Origin of the sequence: Curtobacterium sp. Leaf154 (assembly GCF_001424595.1) — a bacterium.
Lineage (GTDB): Bacteria > Actinomycetota > Actinomycetes > Actinomycetales > Microbacteriaceae > Curtobacterium > Curtobacterium poinsettiae.
The window spans coordinates 33623-54507 of record NZ_LMOS01000004.1; the positions used below are offsets into that span (position 1 = coordinate 33623).

The window sequence follows — 20885 nt, forward strand, 5'->3', positions numbered from 1 at the left end:
GATGGACTACCACTCCCTCAACGCGATGCTCAACCTCTACGACGCGGACGGGAACATCCAGTTCGACAAGGATCGTGAGGCCGCCAAGCAGTTCTTCCTGCAGCACGTCAACCAGAACACCGTCTTCTTCCACAACCTGAAGGAGCGGCTCGACTACCTGGTCGAGAACGAGTACTACGAACAAGCCACGATCGACATGTACTCGCTGGACTTCATCCAGCGACTCAACGACCTGGCGTACTCGAAGAAGTTCCGGTTCCAGACGTTCCTCGGCGCGTTCAAGTACTACACGAGCTACACGCTCAAGACGTTCGACGGCAAGCGGTACCTGGAGCGCTTCGAGGACCGCGTCGTCATGACCGCCCTCGGCCTGGCCCAGGGCAACGAGCAGCTCGCCATCGACCTGGTCGAAGAGATCGTCGCCGGCCGCTTCCAGCCCGCGACCCCCACGTTCCTCAACACGGCGAAGGCACAGCGCGGCGAGCTCGTCTCCTGCTTCCTGCTCCGCATCGAGGACAACATGGAGTCGATCTCGCGCGGCATCAACTCCTCGCTGCAGCTCTCGAAGCGCGGCGGCGGCGTGGCCCTGCTCCTCTCCAACATCCGCGAGGCCGGCGCCCCGATCAAGCAGATCGAGAACCAGTCCTCGGGCATCATCCCCGTGATGAAGCTGCTGGAAGACTCCTTCTCCTACGCGAACCAGCTCGGTGCGCGTCAGGGTGCCGGCGCGGTCTACCTCAGCGCCCACCACCCGGACATCATGAAGTTCCTCGACACCAAGCGCGAGAACGCCGACGAGAAGATCCGCATCAAGACGCTGTCCCTGGGCGTCGTCGTGCCCGACATCACGTTCGAGCTCGCGAAGAACAACGAGGATATGTACCTGTTCTCGCCGTACGACGTCGAGAAGGTCTACGGCGTCCCCTTCGGCGACGTCCCGATCTCCGAGAACTACCGCGCGATGGTCGACGACTCGCGCATCAAGAAGACGAAGATCAAGGCGCGTGACTTCTTCACGACCATCGCCGAGATCCAGTTCGAGTCGGGCTACCCGTACATCGTGTTCGAGGACACGGTGAACAAGGCCAACCCGATCAAGGGTCGGATCAACATGTCCAACCTGTGCTCGGAGATCCTGCAGGTCAACACCCCGACGACCTTCAACGAGGACCTGTCCTACAAGGAGATCGGCAAGGACATCTCCTGCAACCTCGGCTCGCTGAACATCGCGCTGACGATGGACTCGCCCGACTTCGGCAAGACCATCGAGACCGCCATCCGCGGCCTGACCTCGGTCTCGCAGATGTCGCACATCACCTCGGTGCGTTCCGTCGAGGACGGCAACGACAAGTCGCACGCCATCGGCCTCGGCCAGATGAACCTGCACGGTTACCTCGCTCGTGAGCGCGTCTACTACGGCTCCGAAGAGGGCATCGACTTCACGAACATCTACTTCTACACGGTGCTGTTCCACGCCCTTCGTGCGTCGAACAAGATCGCGATCGAGACCGGCGAGACCTTCGACGGCTTCCGCGACTCGAAGTACGCATCGGGTGAGTTCTTCGACAAGTACACCGACCAGACGTGGACCCCCGCGACGGCTCGCGTTGCCTCGCTGTTCGACAACGCGAACATCACGATCCCGACGCAGGACGACTGGAAGGCGCTGAAGGCGTCCATCCAGGAGCACGGCATCTACAACCAGAACCTGCAGGCCGTCCCGCCGACCGGTTCGATCTCGTACATCAACCACTCGACGTCGTCGATCCACCCGATCGCGTCGAAGATCGAGATCCGCAAGGAAGGCAAGCTCGGCCGCGTCTACTACCCGGCGCCGTTCATGACGAACGACAACCTGGACTACTACCAGGACGCGTACGAGATCGGTGCCGAGAAGATCATCGACACGTACGCCGCGGCGACGCAGCACGTGGACCAGGGCCTGTCCCTGACGCTGTTCTTCAAGGACACCGCCACCACGCGTGACATCAACAAGGCGCAGATCTACGCATGGCGCAAGGGCATCAAGACGATCTACTACATCCGTCTCCGCCAGCTCGCGCTGGAGGGCACGGAGGTCGAGGGCTGCGTCAGCTGCATGCTGTAGAGCTTCCGCTCTGCTCCCTGGAGGCGCGGTGCCAACCCGCACCGCGCCTCCAGTCCGTCACTTAGTCACCATCTCTGTAAGGAACACACGTTGGTCGAGAAGCTGAAGCTCATTGATCGGGTCCAGGCCATCAACTGGAACCGCATCCAGGACGACAAGGACGTCGAGGTCTGGAACCGTCTCGTCAACAACTTCTGGCTGCCCGAGAAGGTGCCGCTGTCGAACGACGTGCAGTCGTGGAACACGCTGACGCCGGCCGAGCAGACCCTGACCATGCGTGTGTTCACCGGTCTGACCCTGCTCGACACCATCCAGGGCACCGTCGGCGCCGTGTCGCTCATCCCCGATGCGATCACCCCGCACGAGGAAGCCGTCTACACGAACATCGCGTTCATGGAGTCGGTGCACGCCAAGTCCTACTCGTCGATCTTCTCGACCCTCGCGTCGACGCGTGAGATCGACGAGGCCTTCCGCTGGTCCGAGGAGAACCCGAACCTGCAGAAGAAGGCGTCCATCGTGATGGACTACTACCAGGGTGACAACCCGCTGAAGCGCAAGGTCGCCTCGACGCTGCTCGAGTCGTTCCTGTTCTACTCGGGCTTCTACCTGCCGATGCACTGGTCGTCGCGCGCCAAGCTCACGAACACCGCCGACCTGATCCGCCTGATCATCCGTGACGAAGCCGTCCACGGGTACTACATCGGGTACAAGTACCAGAAGGGCCTCGAAACCCTCACGCAGGCCGAGCGCGACGAGCTCAAGGACTACACGTTCTCGCTGCTGTTCGAGATGTACGAGAACGAGGTGCAGTACACGCAGGACCTCTACGACGAGGTCGGTCTGACCGAGGACGTCAAGAAGTTCCTGCACTACAACGCCAACAAGGCGCTGATGAACCTGGGCTACGAGCCGATGTTCCCGAAGAACATCACGGACGTGAACCCGGCCATCCTCTCCGCCCTGTCGCCGAACGCGGACGAGAACCACGACTTCTTCTCGGGGTCCGGCTCGTCGTACGTCATCGGCAAGGCCGTGAACACTGAGGACGAGGACTGGGACTTCTGATCCTGGACTGACTCGACGGGGACGCCCCGCTGGCTTCTGATGCGCGAGCCGGTACTTGGCCAAGCAGGAATGAGATGTGGTCAGCAGCGCGCGGTGGTTGGCCGAAGTTGCACAGTTCTGGTCAGTTTCGCCTGGTGTCCGGTTTTGCGCAGCGCCACCCGGTTTCCGTAAATGTGCGCTTGTTGGACCGTGGGAGGTTGATGTGCCGCGCGTGAGCCGTCCGCGGCCTTTGGACCTGTGTCCAACGCCCTGGCCTGAAGTGTCAAGCGAAGACTCGCTGGGCGAGTTCGGCCGGCAGTTTGTATTGCGGCTCAGGAGCGCGATCGGGTCGCGGTCCCTCCGGTCAGTTGCTCTGGAGGCGGAGGTGAATCCGCAGACATTAGCGAACGTGTTGGCAGGATTGGCGTGGCCGGATCTTGCGACGGTGGCGCGGTTGCAAATGTCTCTGCGGGTAACTCTAGTTCCGGGGTCGGAGACTGGGCGTGGGGCTGCCAGTAGCAAGTAGTCAGTACTTCATGAGCCGCTTTCCTCCTGGTTCGGGGGCGGCTGAGCCGGACGGATCCGACGCGCCGGCACCACCAGGTGTCGATGTATCGGGGGTCTGCCGACGTCGAGGCTGCCACTCGTTCCCCAGTGTGGAATGTGTTGACAGATCGACTTGATTGCTTCGAATCATTCGTCACGCTTGCGGCCAACTTGGGTGAAGGCTGTGTGGGGAACCGGCACACTGATATCCCGGTGCGAGCGAGTGCGCCACGAATGGGGAAGGACAAACGAATGACGGATGTGTCGCAGGAAGCAGAGCAGGACGACAGCGAGAACGAGTCAGAAGCCGATAGCGGTTCAGTGGCGGGAGCTGAAGCTATTGATGCTGTGCAGGAGAGCACCGCTGCGCTGACGGCAGCGGTAACTGCAACGACGGTCCCGAACCTGCAGCAGGTCTCGATCACACAGACGATGCGGTCCATCCAGTCAGCGATCCTTGCCATGCAGCCCTACGCAGCGCAGGCAGCGGTGTGGCGTGAGCAGATGGTTGAGCAGCTCGCACCGGCGTTGCAGATCATTCGAGACGCCGCCCCCGCAGCGCAGGCCATCGCGCAGATGAACCGTTCGGCTGCGCAGGCGATTGCTCCGGCGTTGGAGAGCGTGCGACAGTTCGACCTGAACTACGGCGAGGAGCTGCAACGCACGATCCGGCTCATGCAGCCGGCCATCTCCGCGTACGCGATGCGTCAGCAGACTCTTCGGCAGGTTCGGTTTGACAGCATCGTGAAGCCCTCGCTGGATGTCGCGGTTGCCGGGTACCAGGGCCGGAGCGCAACACGCCTCGATGGTCTCGGCATCATGTACGCACCGGTCGCGAAGTCACCGAGCCTGCTGCAGGCGACCGAGAACCTCGCGGACGCGTTGGCGACAACAGGCCCGCTGGGCGTGGACTACGCCCGTGTCCGGGTAGCTGCTGATGACTTCAAAGCGGCATACGACGCAGCACCCGAGCCGGTCCGCAGCGAACTCGAGGCGAGCCTCCCGGCCGCGCAGGATCAGCTCGGTGTCTCAGACGAGCTGGTAGATCGGACCCTCAGTTTCGCAGGTTTGCGCAGCTACCTCGAGCTGTGGGCTGGCGCTGCGCGGACACCGTTGGCGGTCGGAGCCGGAGTCGCAGCCGGCGCCGGCTGGGTACTGACCACCCTTGGCTCACCGGGCGAGGGCATTCTCGTCGGCGTCGACACGTTCCGCTCCGTCCGGACATACCTCAGCCGCTTCGATCGCGACGACGAACCCGAGTAGGTGGGCACACCAGCGTCACACCAGAAGTGGCGCTGAGAGCTGCCGTAGCGAAGGCGCAAGCCGCCTGAGACCTACCGACCCCCTGGTAGGCGGAGCACCGGGGCTTTGCGACACTGCTGCGCCGACGCTTCAAAGCCTCAGCGTTTCTTAGAAGAATCGAGAACACCGCCGGCCGCGAGCCGTGCGCTGTCCCGCGGGTTCATCAACAGCACGGTACCGGGCTTTGGCACAAACTTCGCCGACCCGGGTTTGAAGCCATCGAAAGTAGATGGATCCGCTGCGTCCCACTGCTCACTGATCGGCACACGGATATCCAGAGCGATTCGGCGCTTCGCCCACTCTGTCTCGATAACTGCGCCCACGCCGCTCACGACGAGGCCTGTTGACCGGACGCACTCTCGCATCGTCACCATTGCATCTTCTTCAAGGAGCATCGCTGCAGGCGAATCCGCTGATCGCACGGACTGCAGGTTGCTCATCTGCGGGTGGCGTTGCAGGTTCCGATAGACGGTCAAGCCTGTCTTCTTGTCACCCTCGAAGAAGACGTAACTTGCTGACTGTTCGCGATGTACGGCGGTGTTCCGAGCATCAAGCATCCAACGCAGCCAGCCGGGAGGCCCGGCGGACATGTATGAGCCGCGGATCCCGCGCAGAATCTGATGCTGCAGCTCGGCCACACGCTCCGGCGCCGACCTCATCGCCCTCTTCAGGCTCTGACTCCGACCTTCGGTCGGGAAGTCCGCATCGTCAGAGGTAGGCAAGAGCGCCGGCATCTGAGCCCGCCGAACGTTCATCTTCAACCCACTGACGGCGACGCAGACGGCAGCGGTGCAGTCAAGTGCGGCACCTAGCGCGGTGAAGAGCGCTTGCTGATGAGCGTTGAGCCGCGCGCCGAGCTCGTCGATGTGAGGTCCTCGCGGGATAGAGCCGGTGCGAGGGAGCGAGAGGATGAGAGCGTTGTCGAGCTTGTATCGTGCCTCGCGGTATGAAGCGAGCTGCACGAGCGCGCTATGCAGGTTCGACCGCACACTCCGAGCAGCGCCGAGAACGTAGTCGCGGAGATCCGCACCATCTGAATCGTGTGGGGCGTGACGCCAGATGATTGCGTGCAAATCGCTGGCGAGCATGGACTCCATCTGTTCGGAGGCGTCGATGCCCGGTTGGATGAGCGCTGTTTCGAGCACAGGTGACCTCTCGTCGTGTTGAAGCTCCGCCACGCATCCGCCTAAACACCCACCTAGGGCCGCCTTCGACGGGCTGTCCTGACTGTGGTGGGCCGGCGTGCCGGCCAGTGCTTGTCGAACCCAGAGGGTTCGTTGTATGCCCGGGAAGCCTTCGGTGATTGCACGGACGAGGTTCCGGGCTGCAAGCTGTCGTGACCGCTGCACGCGAGCGCCTTCGAGCGGTCCCGTGAGCTAAAGTGCCTACCTCGGCGAAATGGGGTTGTTCGGAACTTCTTGGAGCGTCGCCGGTTTGAGCCCGCACTCCGCAGCCCCGATCACCTCTGACCCGTCAACAGCAACAGCCGATGTGATTCTACTCTTCGGGTGCCCTATCCTCGAACTCGTTTGCTGCGGCGTCTGCGCTCATGGGTGAACCCAGTTTGAACTGTCCAGCACGCACGATCGCCAGCACCGGTGCGGGAACCCCCATGCGGGCGGCGGCAGTCTGTATCGAGGCCCGCAGATACGGGTAGACCGTGAAGAAGGCAACCCTCTCGGCGAATTCGGTTCGCAGCTCTTGGCTGACTTCGAGTCGCTCCGGTGTTTCGTACTGTGCTTGGAGATCGGCAATGAACTCGTTGCCTTGGCGGTCGTCGAAGGTCATCCGGAACCGAAAGCCGATTCCGAGTCCGTCGGCGCGGTCCGCAACGTTCATCACGTTCCGCACTCGAGGGACCTCGTCACCTTCGGTCTTCGTCTCGTCGATGCGGCGGCTTCGTTCCTCCCAGAGAAAGACGTCCTCCAGCTCAACCAGTTCGACCAGCTCATGGATGTCTCCGACGACTCGGCTGGACGCCAACTGCTCGTCACCGTCGACGCGGTCGTCACGCTGCAATGGCAAAGTCCGTTCGCTTCGAGTTGGCCAATGCTGTGTACGAGCCGGTCTGCGCGGTGAATCTCGCACCACTGGTGAGCTCGATTTCAACGGCGTCGCGCCCTGGCTCGTAGGTAGCATCAACGTCGCGGACGGAGTGCTCGATCAGCAGGCCGAGGGCATGTGCGTAGCGGCGGACGGTCTGCATCTTGGGTTCGGTCATCCCGCTCTCGAACTCGGAAACCGTTGCTTGGCTGATGTGCAGCATCCGTCCGAGTTCGGCCTGCGAGAGGCCGAGCTCAATCCGCTTGGCACGGATCTGGGCGATCAGTTGAAGGTCGGCGTCTGCGAGCTGTCGGGCAAGACGCTCGGACGGCGTCTCCTCTGCCTCGAACCCCAGCCCGTCGTCGAACTCGATGGTCATAGGCCGCAGCCTATATGGCACTGCTGTGAACCCGCCAGCGGTTACAGGAGCGAGGCTCCGCCCCACTTGCCACCGCGTCCCTCGAAGTAACGCTTGCGGGCGTGCTGCAGCTCCTCGTCTTGGCGGCTACGGACCTGCTTCGGGTCTGAGACGTCCTTGAGATGCATATGCAGCCCTACCACGGTGGAGCCCCCTACCTGAGTTAGGTCGACGGGCTCAACGTGGTAGACGCGTACCAGCACCTCGTCGATACCCTCGCCGCGGTACACCTGTGTTCGAACCTCGAAGAGGTCGATGCCGGTCACGGTCTCCATCGGGCCCTTCACGTGATGAATCGGCAGAAGCTTGCCTTGCACCAGTCGCTTCATGCGGGCCGAGACCTCACCCATGACGCGGTCCCGGTCCTCGCCCTCGAGTCCAGCCTCAGTGAGCAGTTGTCGGAGCGCCTGCGCCACGTTTTGGCCAGCAACGGTTCGGTGTTCTTGCGTGCCATCGGAGGCGTACCAATGATGGCGGATTGGAGCGCAGTCCTCCTTGGTGCACACGGACGCAGAACCATCGCTTTGCACCTTGCCGTCGGTCACAGCCTGAGTCTATGGTCAGCGGGCGACAGCGCCCGGAGGCCACCGGCCGGATTTCATCCCACCACCAACAAGTGACCCGCCCGTCCCACCTCGCCGTGGACCGTCATGAGGGCACCAGGTCGACGACCCATCCGCGGTGTTCGATGACGATACCGACGGCTTCATCAACGTAGGCCTCCGCCAGCGCAAGTAGTTCGACGACGGTGGGCTCTCGGGCGGGTAGCACCCTGCTGCCGACGTTTCAGTAAAGGATCGACTATCGGGCGCTCAACCCAGTGCGCTCGAACGCTCGACGCCGCTGCACAAGCTCCGCAACGTACGCGGCTCTGTTCGGCGACGAGTGAGCGAATTCGCGGTGCTGCACGATAGTTCTCTCTGCAGATGTCACTGACGTCAGATTGAATCGGTCCGCGGTGAGTGAGGTCGGGCGGCCCTTATAGGCAAGCAGTAAGCCGAGGGTTGGAGAGAGTGGCACGCTAAGACGTCTAGCGACGCCTACGCCTGCGCGGGCGTGCTGGCCCTGTGACCACTCCCACGTGCCTGGCTCAGCAAAGCGGTGCCCGAAGCCGGAGACGAGTCGGTCCCCAAGTACGAGCGACCGCTCAGGAAAGCGCTGGAGTGACCACTCGTAACCAGAGAACGCCTCCTTGTACTGCTGCCACCGCTCGGCGTTGTTCAGCCCGATGCTGAACCAGTCATCATCGAGGAGGGCAGGAAGGGATGCGGCCCACACCATGTAGTCCTGCTCCTCTTCCGGCGTCAGCGACCCGAGCTCAGCTTCAGTCTGCGTCCGAGCATTGTTCATGACGCTGGGCTGCCTCAGCATGTGAAGGGTGAGAAAACGCGTCATCACGTCGCGGTCCAACGAAGTCGCGACGGCACTCTGATCGGCCTCCCACCGGTGAATCACTCGAGAGGCGTCGGACTCAACTCGGCTGTGCGCCTGCTCGAAGAAGTCGGGCTCTACCGGTAGCCCGGTGATGCGGTGTGCGTTGTTGCGATGGAAAACATCCCTTGGGTTCGCGCGCCGCGGTGGCAGCTCCTCGACGACGTCGATGACGTGAACCTGTCCCTGCGCGTCGGCGAATTGACGCAGCACCATCTGCGATATCCAATGGTGGCGCTTGCTGCCTGGCATAAGCCGACCCTACATCTCGCCCCGACGACACATGCTCATTTCCGGTGTTCAACTGAATGACTGATGACCGATGGCTAGTCGAACGGCCTCCGCTCAGGAGGGGCGCAATGTTGCACTTATCCAAGCCGCTCAAGAGTAAGTTCTGGCCGGCGGGCCACCGCGGCGGGCCACCGCGGCGGGCTGGCCTAAGACAGGTTGAAGGACGGCCTAGGGGCGAGTCGAGATGCTTCCGCATCTGGAGAACCCAAGCGCAACCAGGAAGGAGCGTCCACGGACAGCAAGTGCTCTTCGACGCCGACGAGTCCCTCTTGCGCAACCTCATCGAGAGCGGCCTCAACCTCAGACACCTTGACGGAGCCATACTGCTCGAGTTTCTGCTGGATTCGCTGCGCGGCCGGATCGGGCTTAGCCCAGTAGGCCGCCATGCGGTCGTGGTGGCCAAGCGTGGTTATGGCCTCGGCGACGGCGGCAAAACCGTTCTTGTAGAGGCCCCAGAAACCGGTCGGATCTGCCAAAGTGACGACTATAAGTTTGTCTCCCGCAACTGTCTCCTGCCTCGAGACCCCTGAGGGCAGGTCGCGATGCTCGGGGACTATCGCTAGTCGGAGGCCCGGCCCTCCCGTCAAGGCTTCCTTATTGCTCTTGATCGTCACGGCGAGGTGACGATGACGACCCTCATCGCTGACAAAAAGGTCTGTCTGCCACACCTTCTTGAGCCGTGCGCCTAGATCTGCTTCGGCTGCCTCGCCCCGTGCCGCCTCACGAATCCACCGCGCGAACTTAGGCGGGTGCCCGCGTCCGTCGGCAAGGAGGACTGCTTCGTCAGCCGCGGTCTCGACGACCGCGTCGAGGAATCCGTTGTACTTTGCCCGTTCTTGGCCGAAGAGCAACGAGGTCGGCTTGTCGAGAGTCTTGAAGGCGCGAGACGAAGCCTGCATGGCTTCCGCCAGGGGGTCAATGACTCGCTTTTCACCGCCAGCGATCGCCTCGTGGACAGCCCACTCGAAACCGTCCCCAGCCATGCCCTTGTCACGATGCAGTCGAGACACGGCCGCAAGCTGATCCATCGTGAGGTCCTCTTTCGTGGACTGCACTACGTTGAGCGACCTCTGTGGAACTTGATCGACCATCGCCCGAAGCACCGATCGAACGATGGCGTGGAGTGCGCGGCCGGGCTCATCCACAGGCGCGAGCTGTGTCACGAACGAGACTCTGTTCTGAGCCTTTTCTTCCTTCGTTGCCATGGAATTCCCCCTCATGTGCTTCAGTCTGCGATGAGACTAGGGGAAATGGCGGGTCAGTGTCGACGACGAGCCGCCCGTCTCGCGTAGCAGTCCTGTAACGAGTTCAGCCCAATCCGACCGGTGCTTCCCTAGAGCAAGCCTGAAGTACGGACATTGGCCGACGCGGCGGCAGTCTCACATGGCTGGTCCGCAGCTCGTCTCGGTGATGGGGTGCCGTACGCGGACACGTCTCGGGCGTCGGTGTTCGCGCCTACGCTTCGTCCTGTGGGCCGTCGTGGTTCTGATCGTTGGGTGCCGTCTCAGCTGTTCTCGCTCGAGGTGGAGGCGCGTGGGGCGGAGGTGCGTGAGCTTGACAAGCCGGTGCCGGTCTACTCGTGTTCCGGTTTCCGGACCGGTTGATTCATCGGGATGACGCGGTTGCGCGGAGCATGACGCGGGACGCCGTCCGGGTGGAGGCGGGGCGCGGCGAATTCAAGGTTACGGCGTGGGTTTGGCGCAGCGGGGTGCACCAGAGGTCACCGCCGCTGCCGCCCTCTCCGGGAACACACGGTGGAAGCTAGCTGTCCGGGAACGAACAGTGTGAGCTAGCTGTCCGGATTTGGGACGCGGAGATGCGTATTCGGTGCCAGGTCGCGTTCGCGTGGCAGCCAGAGGTAGCCGGCTACCTGCTCTGCGAGTCCTTCTACGGCGTGTAGCGCAGGACGCAGCTTTGCAACAGCATCGTTGACTGCGACGACTTGTTGCTCGTAGAAGGCGGCCTGATACCAGGCGTGTCCGACCGTACTGAGCGTGCGGTCTCTACCGAGGGCGTCAGCTGGCCAGCTGCTCCATCGCCACTGGGACCCGATCCGGGAGATATCGCCGCAGACGTAGACGCGGTCAGCCCAGCCGAGGACCTCGAAGAGGTGTAGCTTCTCGAAGTCGCCGTCTGCGTTACGACGGGAGAATCGGCCGATGCCAGCCCAGGGGTTCCGATCCGTTCGGGACCGGAGGACGTCTTCTGCTTGCCCTAGGTTGTCGAGGCGCTCCCACTGCGCGTTCGTCTTGTGGTCGTGATACCAAAGCTCGTCGTCGTCCGACATGAGGGTGTTCCCGATCCGCGGAAGGACGTCCAGCGAATGATCAGCCTGCAGTATGAGGGTCATTGTGTCCGTCAGCTCGGCAGGTTGTGGCGGAGGTCGTAGCCGGTGTCGGCGAGGAACTGCAGCCGGTCGCGAACCTCTTGCAACGATGCTGCGTCGTCGTCATTGCGGAAGTCGGCGCGGAGGAGTGTGTTCGCGGTGATGATGTCGTCGGTGCGGTCCGTGTAGCCGGCGGCCGCTGCGGTGAGGGAGATCGTTGGGTCCGCGGGCCGGATGAGTTCGGTGCCGGCGAAGCCGATCGTGTCGGGTTCAAAGCCGAGCGCGGCCATGTCGACTTCTTGCTCGGAGAACGCGACGACCCGGTAGGGCATCTCGCGTTTGCTGATGGCGGGGTAGCCGGGCCGGTCGGAAATGGCGCGGCCGGAGATGCGGCAGCCAGCGTTGATGAGCCGTTCCGCCTGCTCGACCTGCGGCAGATCGGACGTCCACCGGGTCCTGACGCCGCCTGGTCCGGGATAGCAGGCAATGGTGAAGTCCACGAGGCCACCAACCCGCCGTGACTCCCACCCGATGTCGGTCCGGTGCACGCGTTTCCCGAGGCGTGCGAGCCCGTCGTCCACCTGTCCAGCCGTCAGCCCTGCCCGCATCAGCCCGTCGAAGGTGGCGCCGTTGACGGCGAGCATCCGTGCGACGGCGAAGGTGACGTAGATGGGGGCGGCGTCCTTCCATCGTTCCTTCGTCCCGAGGGCCTGCTTGCCGTCGATCCAGACGCGGCGTCGGTCGACGTCGACTAGCAGCACCGTTGCGGTCTGTTCTGCGAGCGCGATCTGCGTGGCTGTCACGGTGCGTGGTGCCAGGAGGAGCAGTTCGGCGTCGTTCGGTTCCTCGTCGCGGGGGCGTTGGATGAGGGTTGGGAAGCGTGCGCGGCGGCCGTCGGCGAGGCGGATCGTGTCGTGCGTCTCCACGACTGCGCGAAGCCCGGCGAGTTTGAGGACCGAGAGGGTGTTGGTGAGGTCGGTGGTGTCGCCGAGTCTGTATGGCATCGTGATCTGCGGTCTGCCGGCGTAGGCGGCGTTGACCCATTGGAGCCCGGGACCCATCAGCTGCGCTCGTCTGGGGTGTCGGGTTGGGTGATGGCGATGAGCCAGCGGGTTTCTTCGAGGAAGGGTTCCCATCCGGTGCGGGTGTCACCGTGTGCTGGTTCGCAGATGTTGCCGGTGTCGGTGCTGCGGATGATGACCTGCCGCAGCACGGTGCTGGGTGGGTCGCGGAAGAACACGTGCCCGTGCACCCCGGTGATGTCGTACGCGACGTTGAGGAGGAACAGGTCCGGCCTGGTGGTCATGGTCGCCACCGTCGTCCGCGGAACAGGGCGATGATCGTCGTCAGCGGCCGGCCTTCTCGCATCCAGTCCAGCGGTGTCAGGATCCGGTCGTCGACGGTGAGGAAGTCGAGGGGTGTGGTCATGAACTCGGTCATCGCGGCTGCGTCGAGGAGCGGTTGGGGGGCTGCCGCGTAAAGGACGTCGAGGCCGGGCAGCAGTGACACCAAGTCGCCGAAGTCGGGGAGGGCGGGTTTGACGAGTTGCCAGTCGGGGATGCGCTCTTCGCCGTCGAGGTCGAAGCTTGTCAGCCGGTTCGCTTCGAACAGCTCCCCGACCTCCTCAATGCTGATCTGCAGGGCTGCTGCGACTTCCGGTTCGGTGAGGGTGGTGTTGAGGAGGTTCCGGCGGATGCGGGCTTGCGTGGCCTGCCACCAGTCCTGGGGGACGTCCGCCGGACCGACGGCGGAGTGTTCGGGTTGGCGGGGGATCTGTCGGCCTTCGTCGGCGTACGCGGAGAGTTGTTCGCGGGTGACTTCCCCGCGGGCGTACATCCACAGCTGGGACTGCCACGGCATGTCGTCCGGGAACCCTTCCAAGTAGCCGGAGTGGATCACCGCCCGGACTGCTTTCTCCCGCTTCGCGATCTCGGACGCGGGGACGAGAAGGGTCTGCACGATACGGTTCGCTTCCCGCACCGCCGGCACGCTCAGGTCCGACAGGACCGTGTTGGTTCTGTCGTAGAGCTCGTACCCGGGCTCGACGTCGATGGCGCGGACAAGGATCTGCGCCAGGTGCGCATCCGGGTCCTCGGTGTCCTCAAGGAGGACATGCCCCCAGAGGATCCGGTCATTTGACATGCGCAAGGACACCAGACGCATCATCAGCAACAACCTCCGAAGGTGGGCATGAGCAGAGCGGGTCAGGGCTGGGGGAAGTCGGCGGGGGTGCGGCCGATGCGGTCGGGTGTGTAGCGGAGGAGGAACCGCATGATGCGGTCCGCCTCGACCATCGCCGACACCGCAGGATCTTGCGCCGTCGGGTCGACGTTCGTGAGCCGGAACCAGGGCGATTCGTCGGCGTGGTCGATGAGGACCGTCGCCGGCTCGTCGTCCGGGTGATCGGGGTCGGTGAACATGACAGACCCGAAAAAGCGGGCGTCGTCGTACGCCAGCGTCAGCGACAGCAGCTGCAGCTGCAGCTGCAGCTGCAGCATCAGCCCACCCCGCCCTCACCGCTGTTGGGGTGCCAGCGGAGGTCGTGGGCGAGGTCCGCTTGGAAGTGCAGCAGCTGCCGTAACCCGTTCACCGCATCCGTGTTCGCGGCCACCCAACTGTCTTCGTAGAGGACATGGGCGGTGATGAAGTCATCCGTGCAGCACCCTTCAGCGCTGGTCAGGACGGTGGTGTCCTGCGGGATGACGACCGACACCGTCGCCTCGTTTACTGTCGCGGGCTCGTAGCCGAGCGCTTGCATGTCGGGGTGCTGGGCGAAGAATGCCGTTAGCCGGTTCGGCGGGACGATGACGCCGGATTGATGCGCCGCCCACCGGTCCGACATCACCCCGCCGAGGCTGATGAGCTGGTCTGCTTGCGCGTCGATGGTGGTGTCGCGGCGCCAGCAGGTCCTGATTCCGCCGTACCCCGGGTACGCCGCCAGCGCCCAGTCGCAGAGGGCGGCCTGGTCGGCTGCTTCCCACCCGATCGGCGTGTGGAACACGTGCGTGCCGAGCGCTGGCATCGCTGCACGCACGTCGTCGAGTGGGATGCCGATGCGGTCCGCGATCGCTCGGGTGCCGCCGCCGTGGAGGGCGATGGTGCGGGCGATGGCGAACACGGTCCGCCATCGCGATGTTGCGTCCCGCTCCATCGACGACCCGTGCACCTGCTTGCCGTCGGCCCAGACGCGTTGCCGTTTCCCGTTCACGACCACCAGGTCCGGGTAGCGGCGGGCGAGCGAGAGCACACCGCCTTCCGACCCGCCGGGGATGACGATGAGGTCCTCGGTCCGTTCGGCCGGTGTGCCGTCATCGTTGATGGTCGCGGTTGGGTTCGGGGTCGCCAGGAACCCGGACCGGCCGTCATCGAACCGGAGCCGGTCGAACGCACGGAGGGGCTCCGGCGCAGTGTCCGCATACTCGCGATGCGACGCCAGAAAGATCTGGCGGCATAGGGGAGACGTGCCCTCCTGCAACGTCTCACGTCACGCCGAATGCGCTGAACGAGCTGTCCGACAACGAGCGCTTGAAGCCTTTACGACTGGATGTGGCATATGGCCAAGCGTCCTGCTGCTTCGGACTCAACGCGGATCGGCGCGGTGCCCCGAAGCGCCTCAGATCCATGTGGCCAACCATGGCCAAGTAGGCGTGCTGCGCATCAGCTTCGGCCGGCGGGGCGTCCTTCGTTCACCGGCCCCGCCGCCCGAGAGGCTTGCTGGCACCCCCGTCGAGGTTCAGCTCGGAAGGGGCGTCTGCGACCGACCGGTTCCACCTCGACTCAAGCAGGCGAGCGTCATCCCTTGACGGCCGAACCGGCGACACTCTGGATGAAGAACCGCTGGAACGCGAGGAAGACGATCAGGACCGGCAGCACCAGCAGGGTCCCGAAGGCGAACGTCTGTCCCCAGTCGACCGGCGTCTGGCCGGAGAACACGCTCATCTCGAGCGGGAGCGGGCGGGCGGTCGGATCGGACGTCACGATCGACGGCCAGAGGTACGACCCCCACGAGCTGAGGAACGTGAGGATGGCCACGGTCGCGAAGACCGGTCTGGCGTTCGGGACGACGACCCGGGCGAACGTGCCGAATGCCCCGAGACCGTCCAGGCGCGCGGCCTCCTCGATGCTCTTCGGCAGGTTGAGGAAGAACGTGTAGAACAAGAAGATCGAGAACGCGTTCGCCACGAACGGGATCATCTGCACGAACAGGGTGTCGCGCTGGCCGTTCAGCAGGAACAGCAGCGGGACCGCGACGGACTCGAACGGCACGATGATCAGCAGGACGACGATGACGAACACCGCGTTCTTGCCGCGCCACTGCAGGCGCGCGAAGGAGTAGCCCGCCATCGAGTTCACGACGAGCCCGCCGAGCACGATGACCAGCGAGATGGCGACGGAGTTGCCCATGAACCGCCAGAAGTACCCCGTCGCGTCCGAGTCGAGGGCTTTGAAGACCCCGAGGTAGTTCTGGAGCGACAGGTGGATGGGGAGGAAGCCGGTGAAGCCGTCGAGGACCTCGGAGCTCGGCTTGAAGCTGCCGATCAGCAGGTAGTAGATCGGCGAGAACATGACCGCCGACATCACGATGAGGATGGCGTAGGAGCCGGCCTTCGAGAGTCGCTTGCGGGTGGGTCGGATGGTGCTCAACTTTCGCTCCTCTGGCGCAGGACGGCTCGCTGGACGAGGGTGATGACGACGATGATCAGGAAGAGGACCACCGAGATGGCGGCAGCCTGGCCGACGCTGTTCTCGGCGAGGATCGCGTTCGTCGCCTGGTACAGGACCGTGCGGAGGGCGTTCTCGTTCCCGCCGGCGGTGGTGATCAGGATGTACACCTGGTCGTAGACCCGGAAGGCGAAGATCGTCGTGAGCAGCACGACGAAGATCAGGGTGTTCCGGACGCCGGGCACGGTGATGTAGCGGAACTGCTGGAAGACGTTCGCTCGGTCGAGTCGTGCGGCCTCGTAGCGCTCCTCGGGGATCTCCTGCAACGCCGCGAGGATGATCACCATCTGGAAGCCGACGCCCTGCCAGACCGACAGGACGATGACGGAGAGCATCGCCGTGTTGCCGGAGCCGAGCCAGTTGTGCGCGCCGACGGTCCCGCCGGTCACGGTCTCGACCGCGCTGTTCAGCAGGCCGTCCCCGCTGCGGTCGAGGATGACGCGCCAGATGACGGCGACGAGCGCCATGGGGAAGACGACGGGCATGAAGAAGAACGTGCGGAAGAACTTGATGCCCTTGAGCTGCTGGTTGAGCAGGACGGCGAACACGAGCGCCAGCCCGGTCTGCACCGGGATGACGACCGCGGCGAAGAAGAGGTTGTTGCCGAGGGCGCGGAAGAACTGCGGTGCCTCGACGGGGTCGGTGAAGAGGCGCACGTACTGCGTGAACCCGAGGAACGTCGGCGGACGCGGCGACCCGATCTGGACGTTGAAGAACGACAGCCCGATCGCGGCGACGAAGGGTACCGCGATGAACAGGACGATGCCGCTCATCGCGGGGAGGGCCATCAGCGGACCGGCGAAGGCGCCGCTCCGCTGCTTGCGCAGTTGTCGGGGAGCGCGGCGCTCCCGCGCCCTGGATGGCGTCGGCGGGGCATCCGACTGGGGACTGGTCGTGCTGGTCACTGGTGCTCCTGGTCGTCCTGTTCGGGGGCGGTGCCGGTGGAGACGTCGGGCAGGCCGACGTCTCCACCGCCGATCACTTGTAGTCGTTGCTGTCGGAGAAGGCCTGGTCGATGGACTGCGCCGCGGTGGTCAGCTGCTCCTTCGCGTCGGCGCCGCCCCAGACCGCGGAGAGCGCACTGGCGAACTTCGAGGTGATGACCGGGTAGCCCGGGGTCACCGGTCGGTAGACCGCGATACAGGAGTCCGTGATCGCCGTGGCGGGGCAGGACTGCTCGAGCTGTTGCCCCCAGAGGGCGAGGGCACCACCGGGCTGGTAGTCGGCCTGCTTGTCGAACACGGACTTCGTCGCTGCCGGAGCACCGTTCGCGTCCGTGATCGCCTTGACGCTGGTGTCGTTGAGCAGGTAGTCCATGAAGGCACCTGCGGCCTTGCCGTTCTTGGTGGCCGAGCTCATGCCCCAGGTCCAGGACCCGGCGCCGACCTTCTCACCCTTGCCGAAGTTCGGCAGCGGCAGGGCCACGAGGTTGCTGCCGACCGCCTTCGAGTAGGCCGGGTAGTTCCAGTGTCCGCTGAGGCTCAGCGCGACGCGGCCGTTCTGGAAGGCGTTGCCGTCCGTGTTCGCGTCGACGTAGGGCTTCCAGGACGCGATGTCCTCGAGGGCCTTGACCGAGGCGGCGGAGTTCAGCACACCGGTGGCCTTGTCACCCTGGACGAGGTTGCCCCCGGCAGACTGGACCATCGGCGAGAAGCCGTACGTGCCCCACTCGGCGTTCAGCGACGCTTCGGTGAGGTCGAGCGCTTTCCCTGAGGAGTTCGCCGCGGCGAGCTTCTTCAGCGCCGCCGAGAACTGTTCCGGCGTCCACGCAGTGGACGGCGAAGTCGGGAGCTGAACACCGGCGGCCTTGAGGAGCTTCTTGTTGCCGTAGAGGCCCATCGCCGAGCTGTACTGCGCGAGGCCGTAGAGCTTGCCGTCGTCGGTACCCTCGGCGATCGAGCCGCTCGTGGCGTTGCTGACGGTGGACTTCGACACGTAGTCGCTGAGCGGAGTGAGCTTGCCGTTGTAGACGTAGCTCGCGAGCGTCGGGCCGTCGATCTCGAGCACATCCGGCAACTTGTTCGTCGGGGTGTTCGTCACGGTGCTGGTGTAGGTGTCGCCGGAGATGAGCTTCAGGGTCGCCTTCACCTTCTTCTGCGACGCGTTGAAGCCCTTGACGGCGTTCTGGATGGCCGCGACCTCGGAGTCCTGGCCTTGGTGGCCCCAGACGACGATGCTGCCGGTCCCGCTGCCAGCAGCACTGCTGGAAGCGGAGCCGGAGGAGCAGCCGGTGAGGGCAGCAGCGGCGACCGCGGCGAGGGCGATGACCGTTCCTGTCCGGCGGACGAGGGACGTGGTGTGCATGGTTCTCCTTGAGTGGGATCGGGTGTCGGTCGGTGGGACGGCGCTCAGGGAGCGGCCGTACCGCTGCCGGCGGGGCAGGGTTGGGTCTGGGTCTGGGTCTGGGTCTGGGTCTGGGCCGTGGGCGTCGCTGGACGGAGGGCCAGCCGACCGTCGACGACGTGCACGTCGACCGGGTCGTGCAGGAAGCCGGGCAGGGGTTCTCCGGCGCGGCCGTTCGCGAAGGTCATCAGGACGGGTGAGCCGTCGCGACGACGGACGATCCGGCCCGAGTAGCACGTCACGTCGGTCAGCGGCTCGGCATCCGTCACGTCGAACGGACCGAAGGGCCCGTCGATCGGGACCGACCAGGTGCCCGGTGTCTCGTCGGCGCGTGGATTGGCCGTGCTGAGGGCGTCAGCGGGGCAGGAGAACACCAGGAACCAGGCGCCGTCGACCTGCACGACCTGCGGTACCTCGAGGTGGACGAAGCCCGATCCGGGTGAGGTCAGCGGTGGCTGTACCTCCCAGCGCTCGAGGTCGGTGGACGTCGCGTGTCCGATGACTCCGCGGTCGTCGAGCGCTCCCTCGGTGGAGCGGGCGGTGACGAGCATGTGCCAGAGGCCGCCAGAGGGGTCCTCGTGGACCCACGGGTCGCGCCAGGCCTCTTCCGGGAAGAGTGCGCCGTCGACGTCGGGGTCGTTGCCGAGGGTCTCGTACCAGCGGGGGTCGGAGCGCGTCACAGGGCCGGGCAGCTTCTGCCAGGTGACGAGGTCGTCGGACACGGCGACCCCGACCGTCTCGATGTTGGTGTGGACGGGCTCGTCCTCGAGGAACCGTGTGCCGGTGTAGAACATCCGCCAGCGGTCGTCCTGGCCGCGCACGACGCTCCCGGTCCAGGTCGTCGTCCCGTCGAACGCGTCGTCGGGACCGGGCCCGAACGGTCCGTCCAGGATCGCCCAGTCGACGAGGTCGTCGGAGACGGCATGACCGATGCGGGCTGCACGGTGTCGACGGTGCTCGTCGCCGAGTGACCGCGGTGCGTGGAGGAAGAACACGTGGTGGCGGTCGCCGTCGTCGGCGAACCAGAAGTCCCACACCCAGTGGTCGGGGAGCCTCAGCACGGGAGCACCGTTGCCCGGAAGCGGCGTTGGCCGTCGGTCGAGGGAAGGTCGTGCACGGGGTTCCACCACTCATCATCGAGGGGTCCACCGCCATGGTGAACCGGTTAATCACGTATGGTGTACCGGTTCACCACGGTCTGTCAAGCCCGTATGCTGGAGAGGTGCGAACAATGACGACGAGGTCGAGATGAGCGCCCGTCGAGTGACGCTCTCCGACGTCGCCGCTCGCGTCGGGCTGTCCAAGGCAGCCGTCTCGCAGGTGCTCAACTCCCACCCGGCATCGCGCGTTTCCGTCGACGCCGCAGCCCGCATCCGTGCCGCAGCGGGTGAACTCGGTTACCGACCGAACCTCACCGCACGGTCACTCACCACTCGCCGGTCCGGTGTCATCGGACTCGTCTCCGAGGCCATCACGACTGACCGGTTCGGGTCGGGCATGATCCGCGGCGCCCTCGCCGAGGCGAAGCGCCAGGGATACGTCCTCTTCATCACCGAGACCGAGGACCAGCAGGCCGGGATCGTCTCGTCGTTCGGTGTGCTCGTCGACCACCAGGTGGACGGGCTCATCTACGCTTCGATCCGACCGCACGCCGTCGAACTCCCTGAGATCAACGCGGACATCCCCGTCGTCATGCTCAACGCAGTCGCATCCCGTCCGACCGCCACCGTCCTCGCCGATGAGCACGCCGGCGGCGAGTCGATCGTGCGGCTCCTGCTCGACGCCGGCCACACCGAGGACGTCGTCATCATCGGCCGCGATCGGTCCGTCCGCCCGGCTTGGACCACCCGCGCGATCGAACGGCGCCTCGCCGGGATATCGGCGGCCCTCGCGGCCCACGACGTCGTGCCGATCAGTGAGATCGACATGCCCGAGTGGGATCCCGACCACGGCTACGAAGCCATGCGGGGCCTGCTCGCCAGCGGCCGTCGCCCTGGAGCGGTGATCGCCCTGAACGACCGGCTCGCCTTCGGTGTCTACCGCGCCCTGACCGAAGCGGGACTCCGGGTCTCCGAGGACGTCTCAGTCGTTTCCTTCGACGACGACGACATCGCGTTGTACCTCGAACCGACCCTGACCACCGCGGCGCTGCCGTACGAGGAGATGGGGGCCCTGGCGGTCCGCATCCTCCTTGACCCGGACTTGACCGTCGGTGAACAGCTCGTCCCGATGCCGATCCGGGTACGCGGTTCGGTGTCCGCAGTCCCGCAGGAGCTCAAATCGTTCGACAGGCCCCACTGAGTCGTCCAGCG

20 protein-coding genes are annotated in these 20885 nt (G+C 64.7%); 4 read left to right on the top strand and 16 right to left on the bottom strand.

All coding sequences use genetic code 11. The features are described from left to right. The first annotated feature begins 1 nt into the window (after position 1). The 3 genes from nrdE (at position 2) to ASF75_RS06640 (ending at position 4960) form a co-directional block, all read left to right on the top strand. The gene (nrdE, locus tag ASF75_RS06630; protein ID WP_017886895.1) at positions 2–2107 is read left to right on the top strand and encodes a class 1b ribonucleoside-diphosphate reductase subunit alpha; all 2106 of its coding nucleotides are present in this window, start codon (positions 2–4) and stop codon (positions 2105–2107) included. A gap of 90 nt (positions 2108–2197) precedes the next feature. Then, positions 2198–3172, top strand: coding sequence for a class 1b ribonucleoside-diphosphate reductase subunit beta (nrdF, locus tag ASF75_RS06635; RefSeq protein WP_017886894.1), 975 nt, complete (start codon positions 2198–2200; stop codon positions 3170–3172). Positions 3173–3949: 777 nt separating this feature from the next. Beyond that, positions 3950–4960: a hypothetical protein gene (locus ASF75_RS06640; protein ID WP_056069861.1), complete on the top strand. Its 1011-nt coding sequence runs from the start codon at positions 3950–3952 to the stop codon at positions 4958–4960. Between the two features lie 137 nt (positions 4961–5097). On the opposite strand, the gene ASF75_RS06645 is transcribed toward ASF75_RS06640, so the two are convergent. The 16 genes from ASF75_RS06645 to ASF75_RS06720 form a co-directional block, all read right to left on the bottom strand. After that, positions 5098–6144, bottom strand: coding sequence for a hypothetical protein (locus ASF75_RS06645; protein ID WP_056069864.1), 1047 nt, complete (start codon positions 6142–6144; stop codon positions 5098–5100). A gap of 352 nt (positions 6145–6496) precedes the next feature. After that, on the bottom strand, positions 6497–7018 hold the full coding sequence (locus ASF75_RS06650) for a hypothetical protein (RefSeq protein WP_056069867.1): 522 nt from the start codon (positions 7016–7018) through the stop codon (positions 6497–6499). Next, positions 7008–7421, bottom strand: coding sequence for a helix-turn-helix domain-containing protein (locus ASF75_RS06655; protein ID WP_056069870.1), 414 nt, complete (start codon positions 7419–7421; stop codon positions 7008–7010). Before ASF75_RS06655 ends, ASF75_RS06650 begins: the two co-directional genes overlap by 11 nt. A 41-nt stretch (positions 7422–7462) precedes the next feature. Further along, positions 7463–8005 carry a hypothetical protein gene (locus ASF75_RS06660; RefSeq protein ID WP_156463811.1) on the bottom strand — a complete coding sequence of 181 codons (543 nt, stop codon included), beginning with the start codon at positions 8003–8005 and terminating at the stop codon, positions 7463–7465. A gap of 256 nt (positions 8006–8261) precedes the next feature. Next, positions 8262–9143, bottom strand: a complete 882-nt coding sequence (locus ASF75_RS06665) for a DUF4238 domain-containing protein (protein WP_082509520.1) — start codon at positions 9141–9143, stop codon at positions 8262–8264. Positions 9144–9328: 185 nt separating this feature from the next. Beyond that, the gene (locus ASF75_RS06670; protein ID WP_139166428.1) at positions 9329–10387 is read right to left on the bottom strand and encodes a hypothetical protein; all 1059 of its coding nucleotides are present in this window, start codon (positions 10385–10387) and stop codon (positions 9329–9331) included. Between the two features lie 584 nt (positions 10388–10971). Next, positions 10972–11532 (bottom strand): hypothetical protein, encoded by a 561-nt coding sequence (locus tag ASF75_RS06675; RefSeq protein WP_056069882.1) that lies wholly within the window; start codon positions 11530–11532, stop codon positions 10972–10974. An 8-nt stretch (positions 11533–11540) separates the two neighbouring features. Then, positions 11541–12512, bottom strand: a complete 972-nt coding sequence (locus ASF75_RS06680) for a hypothetical protein (RefSeq protein WP_235517565.1) — start codon at positions 12510–12512, stop codon at positions 11541–11543. 56 nt (positions 12513–12568) lie between these two features. Beyond that, positions 12569–12814 carry a hypothetical protein gene (locus ASF75_RS06685; RefSeq protein ID WP_156463813.1) on the bottom strand — a complete coding sequence of 82 codons (246 nt, stop codon included), beginning with the start codon at positions 12812–12814 and terminating at the stop codon, positions 12569–12571. Next, positions 12811–13674: an antitoxin VbhA family protein gene (locus tag ASF75_RS06690; protein ID WP_056069889.1), complete on the bottom strand. Its 864-nt coding sequence runs from the start codon at positions 13672–13674 to the stop codon at positions 12811–12813. Before ASF75_RS06690 ends, ASF75_RS06685 begins: the two co-directional genes overlap by 4 nt. 38 nt (positions 13675–13712) lie before the next feature. Further along, positions 13713–14006 (bottom strand): hypothetical protein, encoded by a 294-nt coding sequence (locus tag ASF75_RS06695; RefSeq protein ID WP_056069892.1) that lies wholly within the window; start codon positions 14004–14006, stop codon positions 13713–13715. After that, positions 14006–14983, bottom strand: coding sequence for a hypothetical protein (locus tag ASF75_RS06700; RefSeq protein ID WP_056069895.1), 978 nt, complete (start codon positions 14981–14983; stop codon positions 14006–14008). Before ASF75_RS06700 ends, ASF75_RS06695 begins: the two co-directional genes overlap by 1 nt. A 317-nt stretch (positions 14984–15300) precedes the next feature. Then, positions 15301–16152 (bottom strand): carbohydrate ABC transporter permease, encoded by an 852-nt coding sequence (locus ASF75_RS06705; protein WP_017886893.1) that lies wholly within the window; start codon positions 16150–16152, stop codon positions 15301–15303. Next, the gene (locus tag ASF75_RS06710) at positions 16149–17135 is read right to left on the bottom strand and encodes a carbohydrate ABC transporter permease (RefSeq protein WP_056069898.1); all 987 of its coding nucleotides are present in this window, start codon (positions 17133–17135) and stop codon (positions 16149–16151) included. Before ASF75_RS06710 ends, ASF75_RS06705 begins: the two co-directional genes overlap by 4 nt. Positions 17136–17208: 73 nt before the next feature. After that, positions 17209–18534 carry an extracellular solute-binding protein gene (locus ASF75_RS06715; protein WP_056069901.1) on the bottom strand — a complete coding sequence of 442 codons (1326 nt, stop codon included), beginning with the start codon at positions 18532–18534 and terminating at the stop codon, positions 17209–17211. A 44-nt stretch (positions 18535–18578) separates the two neighbouring features. After that, on the bottom strand, positions 18579–19634 hold the full coding sequence (locus ASF75_RS06720; protein WP_056069904.1) for a hypothetical protein: 1056 nt from the start codon (positions 19632–19634) through the stop codon (positions 18579–18581). A gap of 187 nt (positions 19635–19821) precedes the next feature. Here ASF75_RS06720 and ASF75_RS06725 point away from each other — a divergent pair, with 187 nt between their 5' ends. Further along, positions 19822–20874, top strand: coding sequence for a LacI family DNA-binding transcriptional regulator (locus ASF75_RS06725; protein WP_031259559.1), 1053 nt, complete (start codon positions 19822–19824; stop codon positions 20872–20874). The last annotated feature ends 11 nt before the right edge of the window (positions 20875–20885 follow it).

What these genes read in the sequence shown, in the direction of transcription:
- ASF75_RS06725 (WP_031259559.1), top strand. Translation starts at nt 19,822, where the DNA reads ATGAGCGCCCGTCGAGTGACGCTCTCCGACGTCGCCGCTCGCGTCGGG.
- ASF75_RS06715 (WP_056069901.1), bottom strand. Translation starts at nt 18,534, where the DNA reads ATGCACACCACGTCCCTCGTCCGCCGGACAGGAACGGTCATCGCCCTC.
- ASF75_RS06690 (WP_056069889.1), bottom strand. Translation starts at nt 13,674, where the DNA reads ATGATGCGTCTGGTGTCCTTGCGCATGTCAAATGACCGGATCCTCTGG.
- ASF75_RS06640 (WP_056069861.1), top strand. Translation starts at nt 3,950, where the DNA reads ATGACGGATGTGTCGCAGGAAGCAGAGCAGGACGACAGCGAGAACGAG.
- ASF75_RS06680 (WP_235517565.1), bottom strand. Translation starts at nt 12,512, where the DNA reads ATGCCATACAGACTCGGCGACACCACCGACCTCACCAACACCCTCTCG.
- ASF75_RS06655 (WP_056069870.1), bottom strand. Translation starts at nt 7,421, where the DNA reads ATGACCATCGAGTTCGACGACGGGCTGGGGTTCGAGGCAGAGGAGACG.
- nrdE (WP_017886895.1), top strand. Translation starts at nt 2, where the DNA reads ATGGACTACCACTCCCTCAACGCGATGCTCAACCTCTACGACGCGGAC.
- ASF75_RS06675 (WP_056069882.1), bottom strand. Translation starts at nt 11,532, where the DNA reads ATGACCCTCATACTGCAGGCTGATCATTCGCTGGACGTCCTTCCGCGG.
- ASF75_RS06670 (WP_139166428.1), bottom strand. Translation starts at nt 10,387, where the DNA reads ATGGCAACGAAGGAAGAAAAGGCTCAGAACAGAGTCTCGTTCGTGACA.
- ASF75_RS06685 (WP_156463813.1), bottom strand. Translation starts at nt 12,814, where the DNA reads ATGACCACCAGGCCGGACCTGTTCCTCCTCAACGTCGCGTACGACATC.
- ASF75_RS06695 (WP_056069892.1), bottom strand. Translation starts at nt 14,006, where the DNA reads ATGCTGCAGCTGCAGCTGCAGCTGCAGCTGCTGTCGCTGACGCTGGCG.
- ASF75_RS06665 (WP_082509520.1), bottom strand. Translation starts at nt 9,143, where the DNA reads ATGCCAGGCAGCAAGCGCCACCATTGGATATCGCAGATGGTGCTGCGT.